The following is a 17922-nucleotide window of genomic DNA, read 5'->3' as shown; positions in this document are numbered from 1 at the left end:
GCGGTGAGTGCCGTTGCGACCTGCGAGGATGCGCTACTTTGGCAAGCATGTGGCAGCCCGACCCAGGGTGGCTCGTCCTTCCCGGCGGCACCGGACCCTCCACGCTGGGGGTCTGGCGCACAGCTGTGGGCGAGGAGCAGGAGCCGGTCGTGGTCAAGCGGCTCGGGCAGCCGGGGGCGTACGATCCGGCCGAGCTGAGCCGCCGGCGCCACTTCGCCTACTGGCGGCGGGCCGCGGACGTCGCCATCTCGGGGCTCGTCGACGACACCCCGGGCATGGTCGGCGCGCGTACGAGCGTCGCCGAGGACGACGAGGGCATCACCCTGACCAGCGACTGGGTCGAGGACGCCGCCAACTCCGGACTCTTCGCCGCGCTCTCGATGGGCCGCTTCGCCGGCGCGGACCTGGGTGAGGCGCGCTGGCTGGCGCGCGACCAGTTCCGCGACCGGATCGCGCGGGTGGAGTACAACGGCGGCTGGCCGACGATGATGCGTACGACCGCCGCGGACATCGCCCACACCCTCTGGGAGCGGCGCGGGCGCTTCACCAACCTCCTCGACGAGCTACCCCAGGTCGCCCAGCACGGCGACCCGGCACCGCAGAACCTCCTCGGCCGAACCGACGACGGCGAGCGGCTGATCGCGATCGACTGGTCGAGCCTCGGCCACGGCCCCGTCGGTGGTGACCTCGGGCTCTATCTGCTGCACGCCCGGGAGTCGTTCGATCCGCTGCTGGAGGCGTACCTCCTGGGGCTGCCCTCCGGCGTCGCGACCCGTGAGGAGGTGACGCTCGGCGCGCAGATCAGCGCCGTCTACACCGCGCTGAGCCGCGCCGAGTGGGCGCTGAGCCGGATCAAGCCGGGGGAGGGGCCGCTGCTCGCGAAGTTCCGCCATCCCGCCGTCGCGCCTCATCTGCGGACGCTGCAGAAGCAGGCGCCGTTGGTGGAGGCGCTGCTCGAGATGTGAGCAGCGCCGGTCCCAGACGTCACATCTGCAACACGGCTCAGGCAATGCCTGCACTTCTCAGGTGTTGCAATGCCCGAGAAGTGCAGGGATACCCGGTTAACCGGGTATCCCTGCACGAGCCTACGGATTGTCGAGATCCCGCGCCCTGAACGTGTCACAGCCGGCGATCGAGTCGGGGGTGGTCAGGCCCTTCCTGAACCACGCGATCCGCTGCTCGGAGGAGCCGTGGGTGAACGACGAGGTGTCGACGCGGCCGGTGGTGCGGGACTGGATGTGGTCGTCGCCGACGGTCTTGGCGGCATCGATGCCCTCGGTGATGTCCTGGTCGGTGATGTCGTCGACGAACCCGTCGTCCTCGGCGGCGGCGGTCCACATGCCGGCGTAGCAGTCGGCCTGCAGTTCGAGGCGTACGGCGTCGGACTCGGGGCCCTGCTGGGTGCGCACCTGACCCATGGTGCCGAGCAGGTTCTGGATGTGGTGGCCGTACTCGTGGGCGAGCACGTAGGCGCGTACGAAGGTGGTGTCCTGCCCGCCGAGCTGCTCGAAGATGGAGTCGAAGAACGTCGGGTCGAGGTAGATCGTCTGGTCGGCCGGGCAGTAGAACGGGCCGACGGAGCTCGACGCCGAGCCGCAGCCGCCGGTCTGGACCTGGTCGGAGAAGATCACGACCGCCTGCTCGGGCTGGAACCGGCCGGCGAGGTCGCGCTGGGAGTCCCAGTAGCCGGTCATCGAGTTCTCGAGGGCGACGAAGGCGCAGTTCTCGTCGTTGTTGGCGTCCTCGCCGGTCTGGCACGACCCGAAGTCGCCGGTCTCGCCGCCGTCGGCCGCCTGCATGCCGCCGAAGGTGCCGGTGCCGACGGATGTGGAGCCTCCGCTGTCGCCGAGGACCTGCGGGCCGACGCCGGTGCACTGGGTGATGAGGAAGAAGAGGAGCAGCACGATGACGGTGCCGATGCCGCCGCTCGCCTTGCCGCCGGGGATCGGGATCCGGCCGCCACCACCACCGAACCCGCCACCGCCACCGCCGCCGGAGGTCCGGCTGGTGTCGAGTCTGGCCTTCGGGTTGAACCGCATCTTGTCCCCCTGGAGGTGGTGATGTGTGGGACCGAGTGCCCCGCCCATACACTAGTGACGGAGATGATCACTGCCCATGACCTAGAAGTCCGCGTCGGCGCCAGACTTTTGATGGAGAACGTCACATTCCGAGTCGGACCCGGCGACAAGGTCGGGCTCGTAGGCCGCAACGGCGCTGGGAAGACGACCCTGACGAAGGTGCTCGCCGGCGACCACTTGCCTGCCTCCGGAACGGTGTCCAACACCGGTGAGATCGGCTATCTGCCCCAGGACCCGCGGGTCGGTGATCCCGAGGTGATCGCCAAGGACCGCATCCTCTCCGCAAGAGGTCTCGACGATGCCGTACGCCGCATGCGGATCGCCGAGGAGGAGATGGGATCCGAGGATCCCAACGTCCGTGAGAAGGCGATGAAGCGCTACCAGCGCGCCCATGACGAGCTCGACGCGGGCGGTGGCTACGCGGCCGAGACCGAGGCCCTGCAGATCGCCCAGTCGCTCGGCATCCCCGACCGGATCATGACCCAGCCGCTGAAGACGCTCTCCGGTGGTCAACGACGCCGGGTCGAGCTGGCGCGCATTCTCTTCTCGTCGGCCGAGGTGCTGATCCTCGACGAGCCGACCAACCACCTCGATGCCGACTCGATCATCTGGCTGCGCGACTGGATGAAGTCCTACAAGGGCGGCTTCATCGTGATCTCCCACGACAACGACCTGCTCGCCCAGACGGTCAACAAGGTCTTCCACCTCGACGGCAACCGCGAGGTGATCGACATCTACAACATGCCGTGGAAGCAGTATCTGACCCAGCGTGAGACCGACGAGGCCCGGCGCAAGCGCGAGCTGATGAACGCGCAGAACAAGGCCAAGACGCTCACCGACCAGGCCAACAAGATGCGCGCCAAGGCCACCAAGGCGACCGCCGCGCAGAGCATGCTCAAGCGCGCCGAGAAGATCATGGCGGGCGTCGAGGGGGAGCGGCAGCAGGAGAAGGTCGCCTCGATCAAGTTCCCCTCACCCGCGCCGTCCGGCAAGACCCCGCTCACTGCCAACGACCTCTCGAAGTCCTACGGCGCGCTCGAGGTCTTCACCGCCGTCGACCTGGCCATCGACCGCGGCACCCGCGTGGTCATCCTCGGGCTCAACGGCGCCGGCAAGACGACGATGCTGCGCATCCTGGCCGGCGTCGACCAGCCCGACACCGGGCAGGTCGTGCCCGGTCACGGGCTCAAGGTCGGCTACTACGCCCAGGAGCACGAGACCCTCGACACCAAGCGGTCGGTGCTGCAGAACATGCAGTCATCGGCACCGCAGCTCACCGATACCGAGGCGCGCACCGTGCTGGGTGCCTTCCTCTTCAGCGGCGACGACGTGCACAAGCCGGCCGGGGTGCTCTCCGGCGGTGAGAAGACCCGGTTGGCGCTTGCATCCCTGGTCGTCTCCGCGGCCAACGTCCTCCTGCTCGACGAGCCCACGAACAACCTCGACCCGGCTTCCCGCGAGGAGGTGCTCAACGCGATCCGCCGCTACGAGGGCGCGATCGTGCTGGTCACCCACGACGAGGGCGCCGTGCACGCGCTGGAGCCCGACAAGGTGCTCATCCTCCCCGACGGCGTCGAGGACCTGTGGAACGAGGAGTACGCCGACCTGGTCTCGCTCGCCTGACCCTCAGGTCAGCGTGCGGACGAACGTCACCGGCATCGAGGTCGGGTAGCGGTAGGAGAGCGAGTCGGTGTTGCGCTCGACCTGGTCGGCCGGCACCGCGAGGGAGACCTCGGGGAGGCGCTCCAGGACGGTGCGTACGGCCGCCTGGACGATGATCGTGCCCGGCCGCTGGGCGGGGCAGGAGTGGGGGCCGGCGCTCCACGACATGTGGGCGCGGTTGCCGATCTCCAGCCACGGGTCACCGCCGGTCATCAGCGGGTCGACGTTGGCGGCCGCGATGCACGGCACCACGGCGTCGCCCCTACGGATCAGCTGACCGCCGAGCTCGACGTCGCGCAGCGCGAACCTCGGGGTGATGTTGTAGCAGGGTGGGTCGCGCCACATGACCTCCTCGATCGCCTGGTCGACGTCGAGGCGGCCGCCGCGCAGCCGACCGGCGAAACGCTCGTCGGAGAGCATCAGCAGCAGGGTCTGGGTGATGGTCGCGATGGTCAGCTCGTTGCCGGCGATGATCATCACGATCATCGCCTCCATGACCTCGTTGTCGTCCCACAGGCCCGGGTCGTCGATCAGGTGTGACGTCACGTCGTCCTGGGGCTCCCTGCGGCGCTTGGCGATGTGGTCGACGATCTCCACGGCCAGCTCGATGACCCCCTCCTGGGCGAGCTGGCCGCCACCGAGGACCTTGTGGGCGGCCTTGCGCATCGAGTCGCCGACCTCGTGGCCCATGCCGAACATCGCGGCGACCGACAGCAGCGGGATCAGGACGGCGTAGTCCTGGACCAGATCGGCCTCGCCGCGCTCGAGCATGTCGTCGACGAGGTCGTTGCAGATGCTGCGTACCTTCGCGGCGTAGCCGTGCTCGTCGACCCGCGAGAGCGCCCGGTCGACCGGCGAGCGCAGCCGCCGGCGGAGCTCGCCGTCGTTGTGGAAGGAGTTCTGCCGAGTGGTCACGAAGGGATAGATCGGCATGTCCGGCAGGATCTTGCCCTCCTGCACCGCGCTCCAGTTGTCGCCGTTGCGGGAGAAGACCTCTTCGTTGCGGATGACCTCGCTGAACTCGGCATAGCCCATCGCGAACCAGAGGCGTACGCCGGGGGAGAGCTCGCCGGGGGCGACCGGGCCCCATTCGGCCCGGAGCCGTTGGTGCACCTCTCTCGCCCGAGGCCCGACGGTCTCGGGCGCCTGGACGAGGTCGGTGAGGTCGGCGAGCCGTACGGTGCGGGTGGGAGTCATCGCGAGGAGTGCCTGTCGGTCGTGGATCGGGGGTCAGTGCGTCTTCAGGGCGTGGCGCACGAGCGCGGCGAGCGCTCGGACGCAGGCGTTGCGGTTCTTGGCGTTGCACACCACGATCGGGGTCTCGTCATCGAGGTCGAGCGCCGTGCGGATCTGGTCGGGCTCGTAGTTCGGCGCGCCTGGGAACTGGTTGATCGCGACCACGAACGGCAGGGACGTACGCGTCTCGAGCTGGTCCAGCACCTCGAAGGAGTCGGCCAGCCGGCGGGTGTCGACCAGGACCAGAGCGCCGGCGGCACCCTCGGCGAGGCCGGACCACAGGTCCCAGAAGCGGCGCTGCCCGGGGGTGCCGAACAGGTAGAGCGCGATCTCGTCGGTCAGGGTGATCCGGCCGAAGTCCATCGCGACCGTGGTCGTCGTCTTCTCCGGGGTCGCCGCGACCTCGTCGATCCCCTCGCTGGCCTGGGTGATCGTCTCCTCGGTGCGCAGCGGCTCGATCTCGCTCACCGAGCCGATCAGCGTGGTCTTGCCGACTCCGAAGGAGCCGACCACCAGGATCTTGACCGACTCGACGACCGTCGGCGCCAGATAGTGGTTGCCGTCAGAGGTGGTTGAGAGCATGCAGGACCTTCTGGAGGGTTTCGCGGGAGGGGCCGGCGGCGGCGTCGCTGTCGGGACGTACGCCGATCAGGCCGGCGTCGATCATGTCCGAGGCGATCACCGCCAAGACGCTGACCGGCTGGCCGAGATGGACGGCCATCTCGGCCATGGAGATCACGCCGAGGCACTGGGAGAGGACCTCGCGCTCCTGACGACCCACCGACGAGTCCGTGGCCGCCGGGCTGGTGTGGCCGATCAGCAGCGTCGCAGGTGTCAGCCGATGGGTCGGACGGGCACGACCACCCGTCCGGACGTAGGACCGGATCGGGTGGTCGACGTAGTCGTCAGAAGCGTCGGGCATCGGCTCGGATCGGCTCAGATCGAACGTCTCGGGGTGCTCATCGCGCGCTCCCCGAGCATCAGGACGGTCGCCTGCATCTGCTGGGCGACCAGCGCCGGATCGATGCTCATCTCGGTGACCACCGCGAGGCGGGAGCCGTCGCCGGCGCCACGGATGAACAGGAAGCCGCCGTTGAACTCGACCATCACCTGACGGGGGTGGGCGTCGGCGCCGAACTGACGGCTGATCCCATGACCGAGCGAGGTCAGTCCGGCACACGCCGCGGCCAGCTTGTCGGCCTCCTCACGCGGGGTGTGGCTCGTGCGGACCCGGACGAGCCCGTCGGCGGAGAGGACCACGACATGACGTACGCCGCGTACTCCCGCGACCAGCTCCAGCATCCAGCTGTTCTCATCGGTCATGGTTCCTCCAGTGGTTCTCGGGTGCGGAATCGGTCTCCGCGGCGGTGCTGTCGTCCTTGGGCTCGACGGCCTGGTGCGGGATGGTCGTGCCGGCCGGGGGCGTGGCCGGGGTGCTGAGGAAACTGCTCATCCAGGCGCCCGCCTGCTCGGCTGTCGGCTCGGGGCGCGCCGGGACGGGTTGGCTCGCCGCGAGCTGCTGTCCGGTCGCGAAGCGCTGGCCGCGCTTCGAGCGGCGCTGCGGTAAGCCGTCGGAGGTGAACAGCGACGGCTCGCGGGGTTCGTGGTCCGGCACGGGATCGGGTGCGTTCGGGGTGCTGTGGACGGGCCAGGCCGGCGGCGGGGCCGTTGACGGGGGTGGTGCCTTGGGAGCCTTCGTCAGGAGCGCTGCGGGGATGGGGGTCGATGTCGGCGTACGCGGCGCGACCGGCTCGAGCGCGGCCGGGCTCAGCGGGGTGGTCATCGCCTCGGGGACCAGCACCGCGACCCGCAGGCCGCCGTGGACGGACTCGGTCAGGTCGACGCGGAACCCGTGACGGCGTACGTAGGTGCCGACCACCGCCAGGCCGGTCTGCGGGATCTCGCCGAGGTCGTGCAGGCGAACCTGCCGGGTGCCGGAGGCGATCTCGCGCATCCAGGCCAGGTTGGTCTCGTCCATGCCGACGCCCGCGTCGTCGATCTCGAGGGCAGCGCCGCGGCGTACGGAACGGATCGTGACCAGCACCGCCGTCGCCGGCGGCGAGGACTGGGTCGCATTGGCGAGGAGCTCGGCGACGAGGTGGATCAGCGGCTCGACGTACGCACCCTGGACCGCGACCGGCGGGTCGCCCTCCACCCGGACCCGGCGATAGGCCGTGATCCGGCCCGCCGCGCCACGTACGACGTCGGCGATCGCGAGCGGGTCACGCCAGTGCTGCCCGGGCTGCTCACCACACAGCGTGGCGATGCTCTGCGCCAGCCGCGCCTGCTGTGCCGCCGCATGGTCGACCCGCATCCCCGCCTCGAGCACGTCCGGCTCCGCCGGGAACTTGGCCACCATCCGCGTCGACTCCTCCTGGATCCGGTGCGCCGACGCCTGCACCTTGCGAGACAGCGACAGCACCGCCACCCGCATCCCGGCATCCCCGCCCCGCGTTGCCGAGACGTCAGGTACGCCGGCCGAGACGTCACCCGCGTCGGTCGAAAGGTCAGGTACGTCGGCCGAGACGTCACTCGCGTCGGCCGAGGTGTCATCCGGTGCCCACTCGGCCGACGCAAGTGACGCTTCGGCCTGCGCGTCCGACTCTTCGGCCGACGGGACTGACGCCTCGGTCGACCGGGCTGACGCCTCGGCAGGGGTGGTGTCGTAGGCCATCGCGGTGAGCCACAGGGTGAGCGCGACGACGGGTACGCCGGCGAGGATCCACGGCCAGAACCACTGGTCACCGGAGGCGGTGACGAAGATGACGGGGGAGAGCGCGACGAAGAGGAGGATCGCGGTACTGCAGAACCATGGACCGGCTCGGTGGAGTCGGGCCGGGAGTGGTCGGGTCATGTCAGGGCACCTGGTGTGGGGGTGAACAGTCAGGGCATGAACCCGCGGGTTCAGGGCGGTCTGGACGAATCCTGATCCAGCCCCCGGAGACCGGCGCACACACGCGCTCCACTTCATACCACCAACAGAGCGCTTGGTCACCTACCCGAGGTGATTTTGACCATATTTCGACGAACCATCCCGAAGCGGCCGAACATCGCCGGGCGAACTAAGGTGACGGGGTGTCACAAATGGGTCCAGGCTTCGGTGCCGGCGGCGGGGCGATGGGCGGCGGCGGAATCATGCGCAACCTGCGTGCCGACCGGACGGTTCTCCAGCGTGGGTTGCCGAAGGGCACGCTGAAGCGCGTCATCTCCTACGCCGGGCCTCACCGCGCCCTGATCAGCGCGTTCCTGGTGTTCACCGTCTTCGACGCCGCGCTCGTGGTGGTGACCCCGCTGCTGACCCAGCGCCTCATCGACGACGGTGTGCTCGAGCAGAACGTCTCGCTCGTGGTCTGGCTCGCCGCGGCGATGGCGTTGGTGGCCGTGGTCGACATGGGCTTCGGGATCGTCTCGGGCTGGCTCTCGACCCGCATCGGCGAGGGACTCATCTTCGATCTGCGCACCCAGGTCTTCGGCCACGTCCAACGCCAGTCGCTGGCCTTCTTCACCCGGGCGCAGACCGGCGCGCTGGTCAGCCGCCTGAACACCGACGTGCTCGGCGCGCAACGGGCCTTCACCTCGACCCTGTCCAACAGCGTCTCCAACCTGATCTCGCTGGTCGTGGTCGGCGCGGCGATGCTGGTGCTGTCGTGGCAGGTGACGCTGATGTGCCTCGCGCTGTTCCCGATCCTGTTCCTGACCTCGCGCTGGGTCGGCCGCCAGCTGGCCGGCCTGACCCGCGAGCAGATGGACGGCAACGCGGCGCTGGCGACGACGATGACCGAGCGGTTCAACGTCGGCGGCGCCCTGCTGCTCAAGCTCTTCGGCCGTCGCGAGGAGGAGGACGCCGCCTTCGCTGAGCGAGCCGATGTCGTACGCCGCCTGGGGATCCGGATCGCGTTGCTGACCCGCCTGTTCGGGGCGACCATGCAGGTGGTGCCGGCGCTGGCGACCGCGCTGGTCTACGGCGTCGGCGGCTGGATGGTGATCCAGGGCGACGTCACGCTCGGCACCCTGACCGCGCTCGGTCTGCTGCTGGTGAGGCTGCTGGGGCCGCTGCAGGCGCTCTCCAACGTACGCATCGACGTGATGACCGCGCTGGTCAGCTTCGACCGCGTCTTCGAGGTCCTCGACCTGCCCTCGCTGATCAAGGAGAAGCCGGACGCGGTCGAGGTGCCGGCGGACGCCGCGTCCGTGCGGTTCCGCCATGTCGCCTTCACCTACCCGCGTGCCGACGAGGTCTCGCTCGCCTCCCTCGAGACGATCGCGCGCCCGGAGAGCCGGGAGGTGCGCGAGGTACTGACCGACATCGACTTCGTGGCCGAACCGGGGCAGATGGTCGCCCTGGTCGGACCCTCCGGTGCCGGGAAGTCGACGATCACCCACCTGATCGCACGGCTCTACGACGTACGCTCCGGGTCGGTCGAGGTCGGCGGCCTCGACGTACGCGAGGTGACCCTCGAGTCGCTCGAGGCCGCGGTCGGCTACGTGACCCAGGACGCCCACATGTTCCACGACACCGTGCGCGGCAACCTGCTCTACGCCCGCCCCGGCGCCCCCGACGGCGACATCTGGGCCGCCCTGGAGGCAGCCCAGGTCGCCAACGTCATCAAGGGCCTCCCGGACGGCCTCGACACCGTCGTCGGCGACCGCGGCTACCGACTCTCCGGCGGCGAGCGCCAGCGGCTCGCGATCGCCCGGCTGCTGCTGAAGGCGCCCCACATCGTCGTGCTCGACGAGGCCACCGCCCACCTCGACTCCGAGTCCGAGGCCGCGGTTCAGACCGCTCTGGACGCCGCGCTGGAGGGACGTACGTCCATCGTCATAGCCCACCGGCTCTCCACCATCCGCGCCGCCGACCGCATCCTGGTCGTCGAGGACGGACGGGTCGTGGAGTCCGGTACCCACGAGTCGCTGCTCGCCGACGGTGGGCTCTACGCGGAGCTCTACGAGACGCAGTTCCGCCGCTAGGGCCTGTTTGAGAACTCGGCGCCGAGCCAGACGTCGTCCAGCGTGCGGCCTGGCAAGGCGCCGCCTCGATGGCATACCGGGCGTCTGTTGAGAGGCGGCAACGCCGCCAGGGCGTGCGCTGGGCGGCGTCTGGCCGGCGCCTTCCGAGTTCTCAAACAGGCCCTGGGCGGTCAGGTCTTTCCGCTGCGTTCCTTCTCGTACGCCGCCTGGTAGGCCGCCTTCACGGCCTGCTTCTGGGCGAGCTTGGCGGCCTTCTTGCGGGCGCGCTCATCGGCCGGCTCGTCGCCGTCGGCGGTGTCATCGTCTTGTGCAGGGTGGTCCTGGCGCTGGGTGCGCCGCTCGTCGTACATCAGGTAGAAGAAGCCGGCGATGGCGAGGACGCCGAAGAACCACCACTGCAGCCCGTAGAAGAAGTGGGGGCCGTTGTCGAGCTCGGGCAGGTCGGCCTGGCGCAGTTGGGTGGCGGGCTCGGGGGACTCGGTGTCGAGGTGGAGCCAGCCGGTCAGGAGCGGCTCGTCGACCACCTGCGCGACCTGGGTCGAGGAGAGCGCGCGGGTGGCGTGGTAACCGTCGACCTGGGCGACGTCGGTGGAGTCGCCGGTGCCGTCGGCGCGGACCCAGCCGGTGATCGTGACCTCACCCGACGGCGGCGCCGGGAGGTCCTCGAACTCGTCCTGCGACTCCGTCTGTAGCCAGCCGCGGTCGACGAGCACCGCGCTCCCGTCGGCGAGCACCAATGGCACGACGATGTCGACACCCTTCGCGTCGTCGGGGGTGCGGTAGCGCCAGATGATCGTGTCGTCGACCGCGTAGGTCCCGGTCGCCGTCACCCGCCGCCACTCGTCCTTCTCGGCGACCTTCTGGCCCGGGGCCAGTACGTCGGAGACGGGCGCGGGCTCGGCGTCCTCGTTGACGCGGACGATCTGGTTGCTGGCCTTGCGGTCCTCGAGACGGTCGAACTGCCACTGGCCCAGCCACCAGGTTCCGTAGGCCAGGATCAGCACGAACACCGTGAAACCGGCCCAGCGTCGGCTGAGCAGGAAACGGAACGAACTCACCGTATGAGACTAACTGGCATGCGGTCCTCACTCACGATCCGGGTCGAGCCTGCCTAGACTGGTGTGATGACGACCTCCCCGACAGATCAGACCCAGCAGAGGCTCGTCGACCGGTTCGGCCGGGTGGCGACGGATCTGCGGGTCTCTCTGACCGACCGCTGCAACCTGCGGTGCACCTACTGCATGCCGGCGGAAGGGCTCGACTGGCTGCCCGGCGACGAGGTGCTCACCGACGACGAGGTGGTGCGGCTGATCGGCGTGGCCACCGGCCAGCTCGGCGTACGCGAGGTGCGGTTCACCGGTGGCGAGCCGCTGGTGCGGCGCGGGCTGGTCTCGATCGTCGCACGCACCCGCGAGGTCGCTCCCGAGGCGGAGCTCTCGATCACCACGAACGCGCTGGGGCTGGCCAAGATGGCCGGGTCCCTCGCCGAGGCCGGGCTCGACCGGGTCAACGTGTCGCTGGACTCGATCCGGCCGGAGATCTTCGCTGAGATCACCCGTCGCGACCGGCTGGCCGACGTGGTCGCCGGGCTGGAGGCCGCGGCCGACGCCGGCCTGGGACCGATCAAGATCAACGCGGTCCTGCTGCGGGGCGTCAACGACGACCATGCGGCCGAGCTGCTGGGCTGGTCGGTCGAGCGTGGCTACGAGCTGCGGTTCATCGAGCAGATGCCTCTCGACGCGCAGCACGGTTGGTCGCGCGACAAGATGGTGACCGCCGACGAGACCCTGGCGGCGCTGTCGGCGGCCTTCGAGCTGACGCCCGCCGAGGAGCCCCGGGGCAGTGCTCCCGCCGAGCTCTTCCACGTCGACGGTGGCCCGGCCAAGGTCGGCATCATCGCCTCCGTCACCCGCCCCTTCTGCGGCGACTGCGACCGGGTGCGCCTCACCGCCGACGGGCAGGTGCGCGACTGCCTGTTCGCGCGCTCCGAGTCGGACCTGCGTACGCCGCTTCGTGCCGGCGCCTCCGACGCCGACCTCGCCGCCCGGTGGGTCACCGCCATGGCCGGCAAGCGCGCCGGCCACGGCATCGACGACCTCGGCTTCCTCCAGCCCGACCGCCCGATGAGCGCCATCGGCGGCTAGCCACCAGCCGAGACGTCACTCGCGTCGGCCGAGACGTCATTGCGGTGACGCCTCGGCCAGCGGGAGCGACGCCTCGGCCGACGTACCTGACCTCTCGGCAGGTCAGCTGCCGACGCGGTCGACGGCGTCCAGGACGAGGTCCCAGTACCCCTCGACGTCGAGGGTGATCGCGACCTGGGCGTTGGGCGGCTCGTCGAGGCGTCCGTGCAGGTCGACGACGGTGGCGCCGCGGGTCCAGCGGCCCGCGGTCTCGGCAGCTACGAACGACTTGTGCCAGGTGATCAGGCCGGGGTCGATGAGGGCCGCGATGGTGCAGGGGTCGTGGACCGGGGGAGAGGCGAAGTCGAAGACGTCGGAGTAGGTGCCGCCGAAGAAGCCCATCAGGTCGGCGCACGCCCGGCCGACCGGATGATCCATGGCCCGCATCCGCGCGACGACCTCCGGAGTGGCGAGCGCCTGGTGGGACAGGTTGAGCCCGACCATCCGGGTCGGCAGGCCGCTGGTGAGGACGAGGTCGAGCGCCTCGGGGTCGGCGTAGGCGTTGAACTCGGCGGCCGGCGTGGTGTTGCCGCGCTCGGTCGAGCCGCCCATGAAGGCGATCTCGGCGATCTTCGGACCGACCTCGGGATGGTCGCGCAGCAGCACCGCGACGTTGGTGATCGGTCCGGTGGCGACGACGGTGACGGGGTCCGGGGCGGCCAGGAGGGACGTACGCAGGAACTCGACCGCCCCGACTGCGGCAGGGGGAGCGAGCGGTTCGGGAAGGTCGGGCCCGTCGATCCCGGTCGCGCCGTGGATGAAGTCGCCGATGTGGGTCTCGCCGGCCAGCGGCCCGGCGGCACCGGCGGCGACCGGGACATCGGGCCGGCGGGCCAGCGCCAAGATCCGCTGGGCGTTGTAGGTCGCCTTCTCCACCCGGCAGTTGCCGAACGTGGTGGTGATGCCGAGCAGGTCGATGTGCGGGCTGCCCAGCGCCAGCAGGATCGCGATGGCGTCGTCGTGGCCGGGGTCGCAATCGAGGAGCACAGGGATCGGGTTCATCGCACGACCTCTCCGGGGGAACAGCTAGTGAGGGACGACGTCCTTGAGGAATCCGCGCGCGCCCAGGAAGTCGCTGAGCGACTCCTTGTGCGTCTCGCACGCAAGCCAGATCTTACGCCGGTCGGCCGTGTGGATCTTGGGATTGTTCCACTGCAGCTCCCACGAACCGGAGTCCTGGCAGCCCTTGGCCGAGCACAGGTCGGAGTCGAGCGCGCCCATCAGTCCTCGTCCTTCTCGCGCAGCTGCTGCTCGCGTCCGCTGGTGAGCTGGCGCGGGCCGTAGGGCGAGTCCATCAGGTTCATCTCGTCGCTCTTGGTGTTGGTCGCGTTGGCCATGACGACCGCGACGTAGGGCAGGATCAGAGCCGCCGCGATCAGGATCGGCCACAGCCAGCCGATACCGGCCAGACCGGCGATCACGGCACCGATGAAGCACAGCGAACGGATCGACATCGAGATGGCGTAGCGCTTCTGGCGAATCGCGATGTCCTCGGCGCGGCTACGGCCGGCTGTGGTGATCCTGATCGGTTGCGCCTTGGACATACCGCCAGTCTAGGTCGTGGCCGATGGCACCCGGTCAATGGTGTGGTCCCAACAGGGGCGCTCCGATGGACTTTGGATGGTTCTCACAAGCAAATCCAAGACATTGGTCGTACGCCGAAGTAATCGCTACCGTCGCGCCTGTGACTGACAGTGAAAACCCCACAACCAAGGCACCGCGCTCGGTGCTGGTGACCGGCGGCAGCCGCGGCATCGGCCGGGCGATCGCCGAGGCCTTCGTCGCCAACGGCGACAACGTTGCCGTGACCTCCCGCAAGGGCGGGGCTCCGGAAGGGGCCCTGGACCTGGTGTGTGACATCACCGACCCGGCCGCCGTCGAGGAGGCGTACGCCGCCGCCGAGGCCGCCCACGGACCCGTCGAGGTCCTCGTCGCCAATGCCGGGATCACGAAGGACACCCTCGTGCTCCGGATGTCGGAGGAAGACTTCACCTCCGTGATCGACACCAACCTGACCGCGTCCTTCCGGCTTGCCAAGCGTGCCTCGAAGGGCATGCTGCGGCTGCGCCGCGGGCGGATCATCTTCATCTCCTCGGTCGTCGGGCTGATGGGCAACCCGGGCCAGGTCAACTACGCGGCGTCGAAGGCCGGGCTGGTCGGCATGGCCCGATCGCTCGCTCGCGAGCTCGGCTCGCGGGGGATCACCGCCAACGTGGTCGCCCCGGGGTTCGTGGAGACCGAGATGACTGCGGTCCTCACCGATGAGCAGCAGAAGGCGATCACGGAGCGGGTGCCGTTGGGGCGCTACGCGTCACCGGACGAGGTGGCCACGGCCGTGACGTGGTTGGCTGATGCGGGTTATGTGACCGGGGCCGTGATCCCGGTCGACGGCGGACTTGGAATGGGGCACTGATCATGGGTTTGTTGGACGGCAAGACTGTTCTCGTCGCAGGGGTCACGATGGACTCCTCGATCGGCTTCGCGGTCGCCAAGGTGGCCCAGGAGCAGGGCGCCCGCGTCCTGATCTCCAACTTCGGCCGCGCGCTGTCGATCACCAAGCGGATCGCGAAGCGGCTCCCCGAGGAGCCGCCGGTCCTCGATCTCGACGTGACCAACCAGGAGCACCTCGACGGCCTCGCCGACGCGCTCCGGGCCGAGGGCGTCGAGCGGCTCGACGGGGTCGTCCACTCGATCGCGTACGGCAACCCGCAGACGCTCCTCGGCGGCAAGTTCCTCGACGGTCCCTGGGAAGACGTCTCCCAGGCGGTCCAGGTCAGCGCCTACTCGCTGAAGTCCCTCGCGATGGCGACCCGGCCGCTCCTGTCTCCGGGCTCGTCGATCGTGGGGCTGACCTTCGACGCGACGATCGCCTGGCCGGCGTACGACTGGATGGGTGTCGCCAAGGCCGCGCTCGAGTCGACCTCGCGATACCTCGCCCGCGACCTCGGTCCCGACGGGATCCGCTGCAACCTCGTCTCCGCGGGTCCGCTCAAGACCCTCGCCGCCAAGGCGATCCCGGGCTTCGAGGAGCTCGACGAGGGCTGGGGCAGCCGGGCGCCGCTGGGCTGGGACAACACCGACCAGGCCCCGACCGCGAAGGCCGTCTGCGCGCTGATCTCGGACTTCTTCCCGGCGACCACCGGCGAGATCATCCACGTCGACGGGGGCTATCACTCGCTGGGTGCGTGAGGCCATAGGGTTGCCGCATGCGGACCCTCGTCATCATGCGGCACGCCAAGGCGGAGTCGTCGGCACCCACCGACTACGAGCGCCAGCTGACCGAGCGCGGCCATGCCGACGCGGTCGCAGCGGGGGCGTGGTTGGCCGAGCAGGGCGTGGTCCCGGACTACGTGCTGGTCTCGGCGGCCGACCGCGCCACCCAGACCTGGGAGGACGTCGCGGTCGGGGCGTCGTGGGACCTGACGCTGGCGGAGTACGACCAGGGTCTGTACGCCGCTGGCACCTCCACCGCCCTCGACCTCGTCCGCGGGGTCGATGAAGGCATCTCGACGGTCGTGGTGATCGGTCACAACCCGACCGTGTTCTCGCTCGTGCAGCTCCTCGACGACGGCGAGGGCGACGACGAGGCCGGCAACGAGCTCGCCCTCGGCTTCCCGACCGCCGCCGTCGCCGTACTCACCTACGACGGTGACTGGTCCGAGCTGGACGAGGCCGGGGCCTCCGTCACCGCCTTCCACGTCGCGCGCGCCTGAGGGCCGAGTCGACGGGCTCTCAGATGAGGGGCGGGGCGGGGGTGACGATGCCGGCTTCGGCGTCGGCGGCCTCGATCTCCTCGCGGGAGATGCCGAGGAGATACATGATCGTGTCGAGGTAGGGGACGTTGATGGCGGTCCCGGCGGCCGAACGTACTGCGGGCTTGGCGTTGTAGGCGATGCCGAGGCCGGCGGCGGCGAGCATGTCGAGGTCGTTGGCGCCGTCGCCGATGGCGACGGTGGCGGCCTCGGGAATGCCGATCTCGGCTGCGAACTCTCGAAGCGCGCGGGCCTTGCCGGCCCGGTCGACGACCTCGCCGACGACCTCGCCGGTGAGTACGCCGTCGACGATCTCGAGCTCGTTGGCGCGGGCGTAGTGGATGCCGAGGTCGGCGGCCAACCGGTCGGTGATCTGTGAGAACCCGCCCGAGACGATGGCGAAGCGGTAGCCGAGGCGGCGCAGGGTGCGGACCATCGTCCGCGCTCCCGGGTTGAGCTGCAGCCCGGCGTATACCTCGTCCAACGCGGTCGCGGGAACACCCTTGAGGTACTTCACCCGCCCCCGAAGCGAGTCCTCGAAGTCGAGCTCGCCGCGCATGGCCGCCTCGGTGACGGAGGCGACCTCCTTCTCGTAGCCCGCGTGGGCGGCGATCATCTCGATCACCTCGCCGTCGATCAGCGTCGAGTCGACGTCCATGACGATCAGGCGCATGCCGCGGCGGACGAGGTTGGCGGGCTGCACCGCGATGTCGACGCCCTGGGCGGCGGCCTCGGCCGCCAGCGTGACGCGCAGCTCGTCGGGAGAGGCGCCGGAGACGTGCAGGTCGAAGGCGGTGACCGGGTAGCGGGCCAGCCGGATGATCCGGTCGATGTTGCCGCCGGCAGAGGCGATCGTCCGCGTCACCGACGCGAGCGCGGCCGCCTTCAGCGGGAGGCCCAGCACCGTCACCCGGGCGCGGTCGGCAGGCTCCCGCGGGGTGTCGCCGACGCCCTCCTCGATCTCGACGGTCATGTCGAGAGCGTGGGCGGTCTCCTCGATCGCGTGCTTGAGCGCGTCGGTGCTCGCCGCGTCGGCCGGCGCGGTCACCAGGAGCCCGAGCACGAGCCGCGCCCGCAGCACGATCTGCTCCAGGTCGACCACGTCGACCCCTGCCAACGCGAGCGTCGCCAGAGTGGCCGAGGTCAGCCCGGGACGGTCGTTTCCGGCGAGGGTGATCAGCAGGGTGTCGGGACGGCGCTCGAGCGCGTCGAATTCCTCGGTCATCGCTGCAAAGGATAGTGGAGCCGGCGCCCGCGTCTCAGTTCGGCGGCCACACCTCGGGCGATCCGGCCGCGGTGAGCGCCCTCCGCGCGGCGCGGTCGAGGCCGACCAGCGCCTCTCGACGCAGGAGCATCTCCGCGGCGGACACGGCACCGCCCTCGTCCTCGAGCGCCACCGCGACGATCTCCCGGGCCTGTACGCCACGGGCGGCGAGCTCCACGCACCGCGGCGGCACCCCGGGAGCACCGGCCAGCGAGGGCCGGTGGCGGAGGTTCATCAGCCGGTCGGCGACCTCGGGCCGCCACCGGGCGACGTCGAGCTCGGCGAGCGCCGTCGCGGACTCGGTCAGTGCGAGCCGGAGGGCCCGGTCGGCCTCGCCGACGTCGGGGAGCTGACGGCGCTCGGCCGGGTACGCCTGCCACTCGACGACCGCGCCGACCCGGACCGGCACGAGCCCGATCCCGGCGTCGCTCACCACCGCCTCGCCGGCCTCCATCGCGGCCGTGTTGAAGGCCCGGGGTCCGCCCAGCCCGACCGGGTCGCCCTCGGCAGGGAAAGCGACCCCGACACAGGTCGCCCCCTCCGTACGCAGCCGTCCCATCCCGCTGACGAAGGTGTCCGCGACCCCTTCGGTGCCACCGAGCCCGAGCATGGCCAGCCCGCTGACGGTGTGGGTCGCGTCGGGCCCGATCACCGCATCGAGCACCAGGTCGGTGACTGCCTCGCCGCGCAGCCATGCCGTCACCCACCAGGCCACGCGCAGGGCCTCGGGGGTGGTCTCCAGCGACTCGGGTTCGTCGACACTCACAGCGGCCTACCCT

The 17922-nt window shown here is 70.1% G+C and carries 19 protein-coding genes; 7 read left to right on the top strand and 12 right to left on the bottom strand.

The window, feature by feature from the left end:
- Positions 1 to 47 precede the first annotated feature (47 nt).
- A complete protein-coding gene (locus tag OG801_RS02890; RefSeq protein ID WP_406033513.1) occupies positions 48 to 965 on the top strand; it encodes a phosphotransferase in 918 nt (305 codons plus the stop codon).
- A gap of 120 nt (positions 966 to 1085) precedes the next feature.
- On the opposite strand, the gene OG801_RS02885 is transcribed toward OG801_RS02890, so the two are convergent.
- The gene (locus tag OG801_RS02885; RefSeq protein WP_406033512.1) at positions 1086 to 2039 is read right to left on the bottom strand and encodes a neutral zinc metallopeptidase; all 954 of its coding nucleotides are present in this window, start codon (positions 2037 to 2039) and stop codon (positions 1086 to 1088) included.
- Between the two features lie 63 nt (positions 2040 to 2102).
- Here OG801_RS02885 and OG801_RS02880 point away from each other — a divergent pair, with 63 nt between their 5' ends.
- Positions 2103 to 3701, top strand: a complete 1599-nt coding sequence (locus OG801_RS02880) for an ABC-F family ATP-binding cassette domain-containing protein (protein WP_355021346.1) — start codon at positions 2103 to 2105, stop codon at positions 3699 to 3701.
- 3 nt (positions 3702 to 3704) lie between these two features.
- Here the strand turns inward: OG801_RS02880 and OG801_RS02875 are convergent, their stop codons facing one another.
- The 5 genes from OG801_RS02875 to OG801_RS02855 are packed head-to-tail and all read right to left on the bottom strand — an operon-like array spanning position 3705 to position 7830.
- Entirely contained in the window at positions 3705 to 4937 is a 1233-nt protein-coding gene (locus tag OG801_RS02875) for a hypothetical protein (protein ID WP_406033510.1), read from the bottom strand.
- Positions 4938 to 4970: 33 nt separating this feature from the next.
- Complete coding sequence (locus OG801_RS02870) at positions 4971 to 5492, bottom strand: GTP-binding protein (protein WP_406036329.1); 522 nt, start codon at positions 5490 to 5492, stop codon at positions 4971 to 4973.
- A 46-nt stretch (positions 5493 to 5538) separates the two neighbouring features.
- On the bottom strand, positions 5539 to 5898 hold the full coding sequence (locus OG801_RS02865) for a DUF742 domain-containing protein (protein WP_160022663.1): 360 nt from the start codon (positions 5896 to 5898) through the stop codon (positions 5539 to 5541).
- A gap of 14 nt (positions 5899 to 5912) precedes the next feature.
- A complete protein-coding gene (locus tag OG801_RS02860; protein WP_160022665.1) occupies positions 5913 to 6299 on the bottom strand; it encodes a roadblock/LC7 domain-containing protein in 387 nt (128 codons plus the stop codon).
- Positions 6289 to 7830: an ATP-binding protein gene (locus tag OG801_RS02855; RefSeq protein ID WP_406033508.1), complete on the bottom strand. Its 1542-nt coding sequence runs from the start codon at positions 7828 to 7830 to the stop codon at positions 6289 to 6291. The genes OG801_RS02860 and OG801_RS02855 overlap by 11 nt, the downstream gene beginning before the upstream one ends.
- Positions 7831 to 8060: 230 nt before the next feature.
- Here OG801_RS02855 and OG801_RS02850 point away from each other — a divergent pair, with 230 nt between their 5' ends.
- Positions 8061 to 9944: an ABC transporter ATP-binding protein gene (locus OG801_RS02850; protein WP_406033506.1), complete on the top strand. Its 1884-nt coding sequence runs from the start codon at positions 8061 to 8063 to the stop codon at positions 9942 to 9944.
- A 170-nt stretch (positions 9945 to 10114) separates the two neighbouring features.
- Here the strand turns inward: OG801_RS02850 and OG801_RS02845 are convergent, their stop codons facing one another.
- Positions 10115 to 11002 carry an SURF1 family protein gene (locus tag OG801_RS02845; protein WP_406033504.1) on the bottom strand — a complete coding sequence of 296 codons (888 nt, stop codon included), beginning with the start codon at positions 11000 to 11002 and terminating at the stop codon, positions 10115 to 10117.
- A 66-nt stretch (positions 11003 to 11068) separates the two neighbouring features.
- On the opposite strand from OG801_RS02845, the gene moaA reads away from it, so the two are divergent.
- Positions 11069 to 12088, top strand: a complete 1020-nt coding sequence (gene moaA / locus OG801_RS02840; RefSeq protein WP_406033502.1) for a GTP 3',8-cyclase MoaA — start codon at positions 11069 to 11071, stop codon at positions 12086 to 12088.
- Between the two features lie 102 nt (positions 12089 to 12190).
- Here the strand turns inward: moaA and OG801_RS02835 are convergent, their stop codons facing one another.
- From OG801_RS02835 to OG801_RS02825, 3 genes are read right to left on the bottom strand one after another with little or no spacing between them, the layout of a single operon-like run.
- A complete protein-coding gene (locus OG801_RS02835) occupies positions 12191 to 13129 on the bottom strand; it encodes a nucleoside hydrolase (RefSeq protein ID WP_406033500.1) in 939 nt (312 codons plus the stop codon).
- Between the two features lie 24 nt (positions 13130 to 13153).
- Positions 13154 to 13348, bottom strand: coding sequence for an acetone carboxylase (locus OG801_RS02830; protein WP_355021354.1), 195 nt, complete (start codon positions 13346 to 13348; stop codon positions 13154 to 13156).
- Positions 13348 to 13671, bottom strand: a complete 324-nt coding sequence (locus OG801_RS02825) for a DUF3099 domain-containing protein (RefSeq protein WP_355021355.1) — start codon at positions 13669 to 13671, stop codon at positions 13348 to 13350. The genes OG801_RS02830 and OG801_RS02825 overlap by 1 nt, the downstream gene beginning before the upstream one ends.
- 140 nt (positions 13672 to 13811) lie before the next feature.
- Between OG801_RS02825 and fabG the strand changes: the two genes are divergently transcribed.
- From fabG to OG801_RS02810, 3 genes are read left to right on the top strand one after another with little or no spacing between them, the layout of a single operon-like run.
- Entirely contained in the window at positions 13812 to 14540 is a 729-nt protein-coding gene (fabG, locus tag OG801_RS02820) for a 3-oxoacyl-ACP reductase FabG (RefSeq protein WP_355021356.1), read from the top strand.
- A 2-nt stretch (positions 14541 to 14542) separates the two neighbouring features.
- Positions 14543 to 15316 (top strand): enoyl-ACP reductase FabI, encoded by a 774-nt coding sequence (gene fabI, locus OG801_RS02815; protein ID WP_355021357.1) that lies wholly within the window; start codon positions 14543 to 14545, stop codon positions 15314 to 15316.
- 17 nt (positions 15317 to 15333) lie between these two features.
- Entirely contained in the window at positions 15334 to 15840 is a 507-nt protein-coding gene (locus tag OG801_RS02810) for a histidine phosphatase family protein (RefSeq protein ID WP_355021358.1), read from the top strand.
- A 19-nt stretch (positions 15841 to 15859) separates the two neighbouring features.
- On the opposite strand, the gene serB is transcribed toward OG801_RS02810, so the two are convergent.
- Positions 15860 to 17104 carry a phosphoserine phosphatase SerB gene (serB, locus tag OG801_RS02805; protein ID WP_406033499.1) on the bottom strand — a complete coding sequence of 415 codons (1245 nt, stop codon included), beginning with the start codon at positions 17102 to 17104 and terminating at the stop codon, positions 15860 to 15862.
- Between the two features lie 34 nt (positions 17105 to 17138).
- Positions 17139 to 17909: a hypothetical protein gene (locus OG801_RS02800; RefSeq protein WP_406033497.1), complete on the bottom strand. Its 771-nt coding sequence runs from the start codon at positions 17907 to 17909 to the stop codon at positions 17139 to 17141.
- Positions 17910 to 17922 lie beyond the last annotated feature (13 nt).

The organism is Nocardioides sp. NBC_00163, from assembly GCF_045206295.1.
GTDB lineage: Bacteria > Actinomycetota > Actinomycetes > Propionibacteriales > Nocardioidaceae > Nocardioides.
The sequence above is the reverse complement of the archived record's forward strand: the minus strand, read 5'-3'. Positions and strand labels throughout refer to the sequence as shown.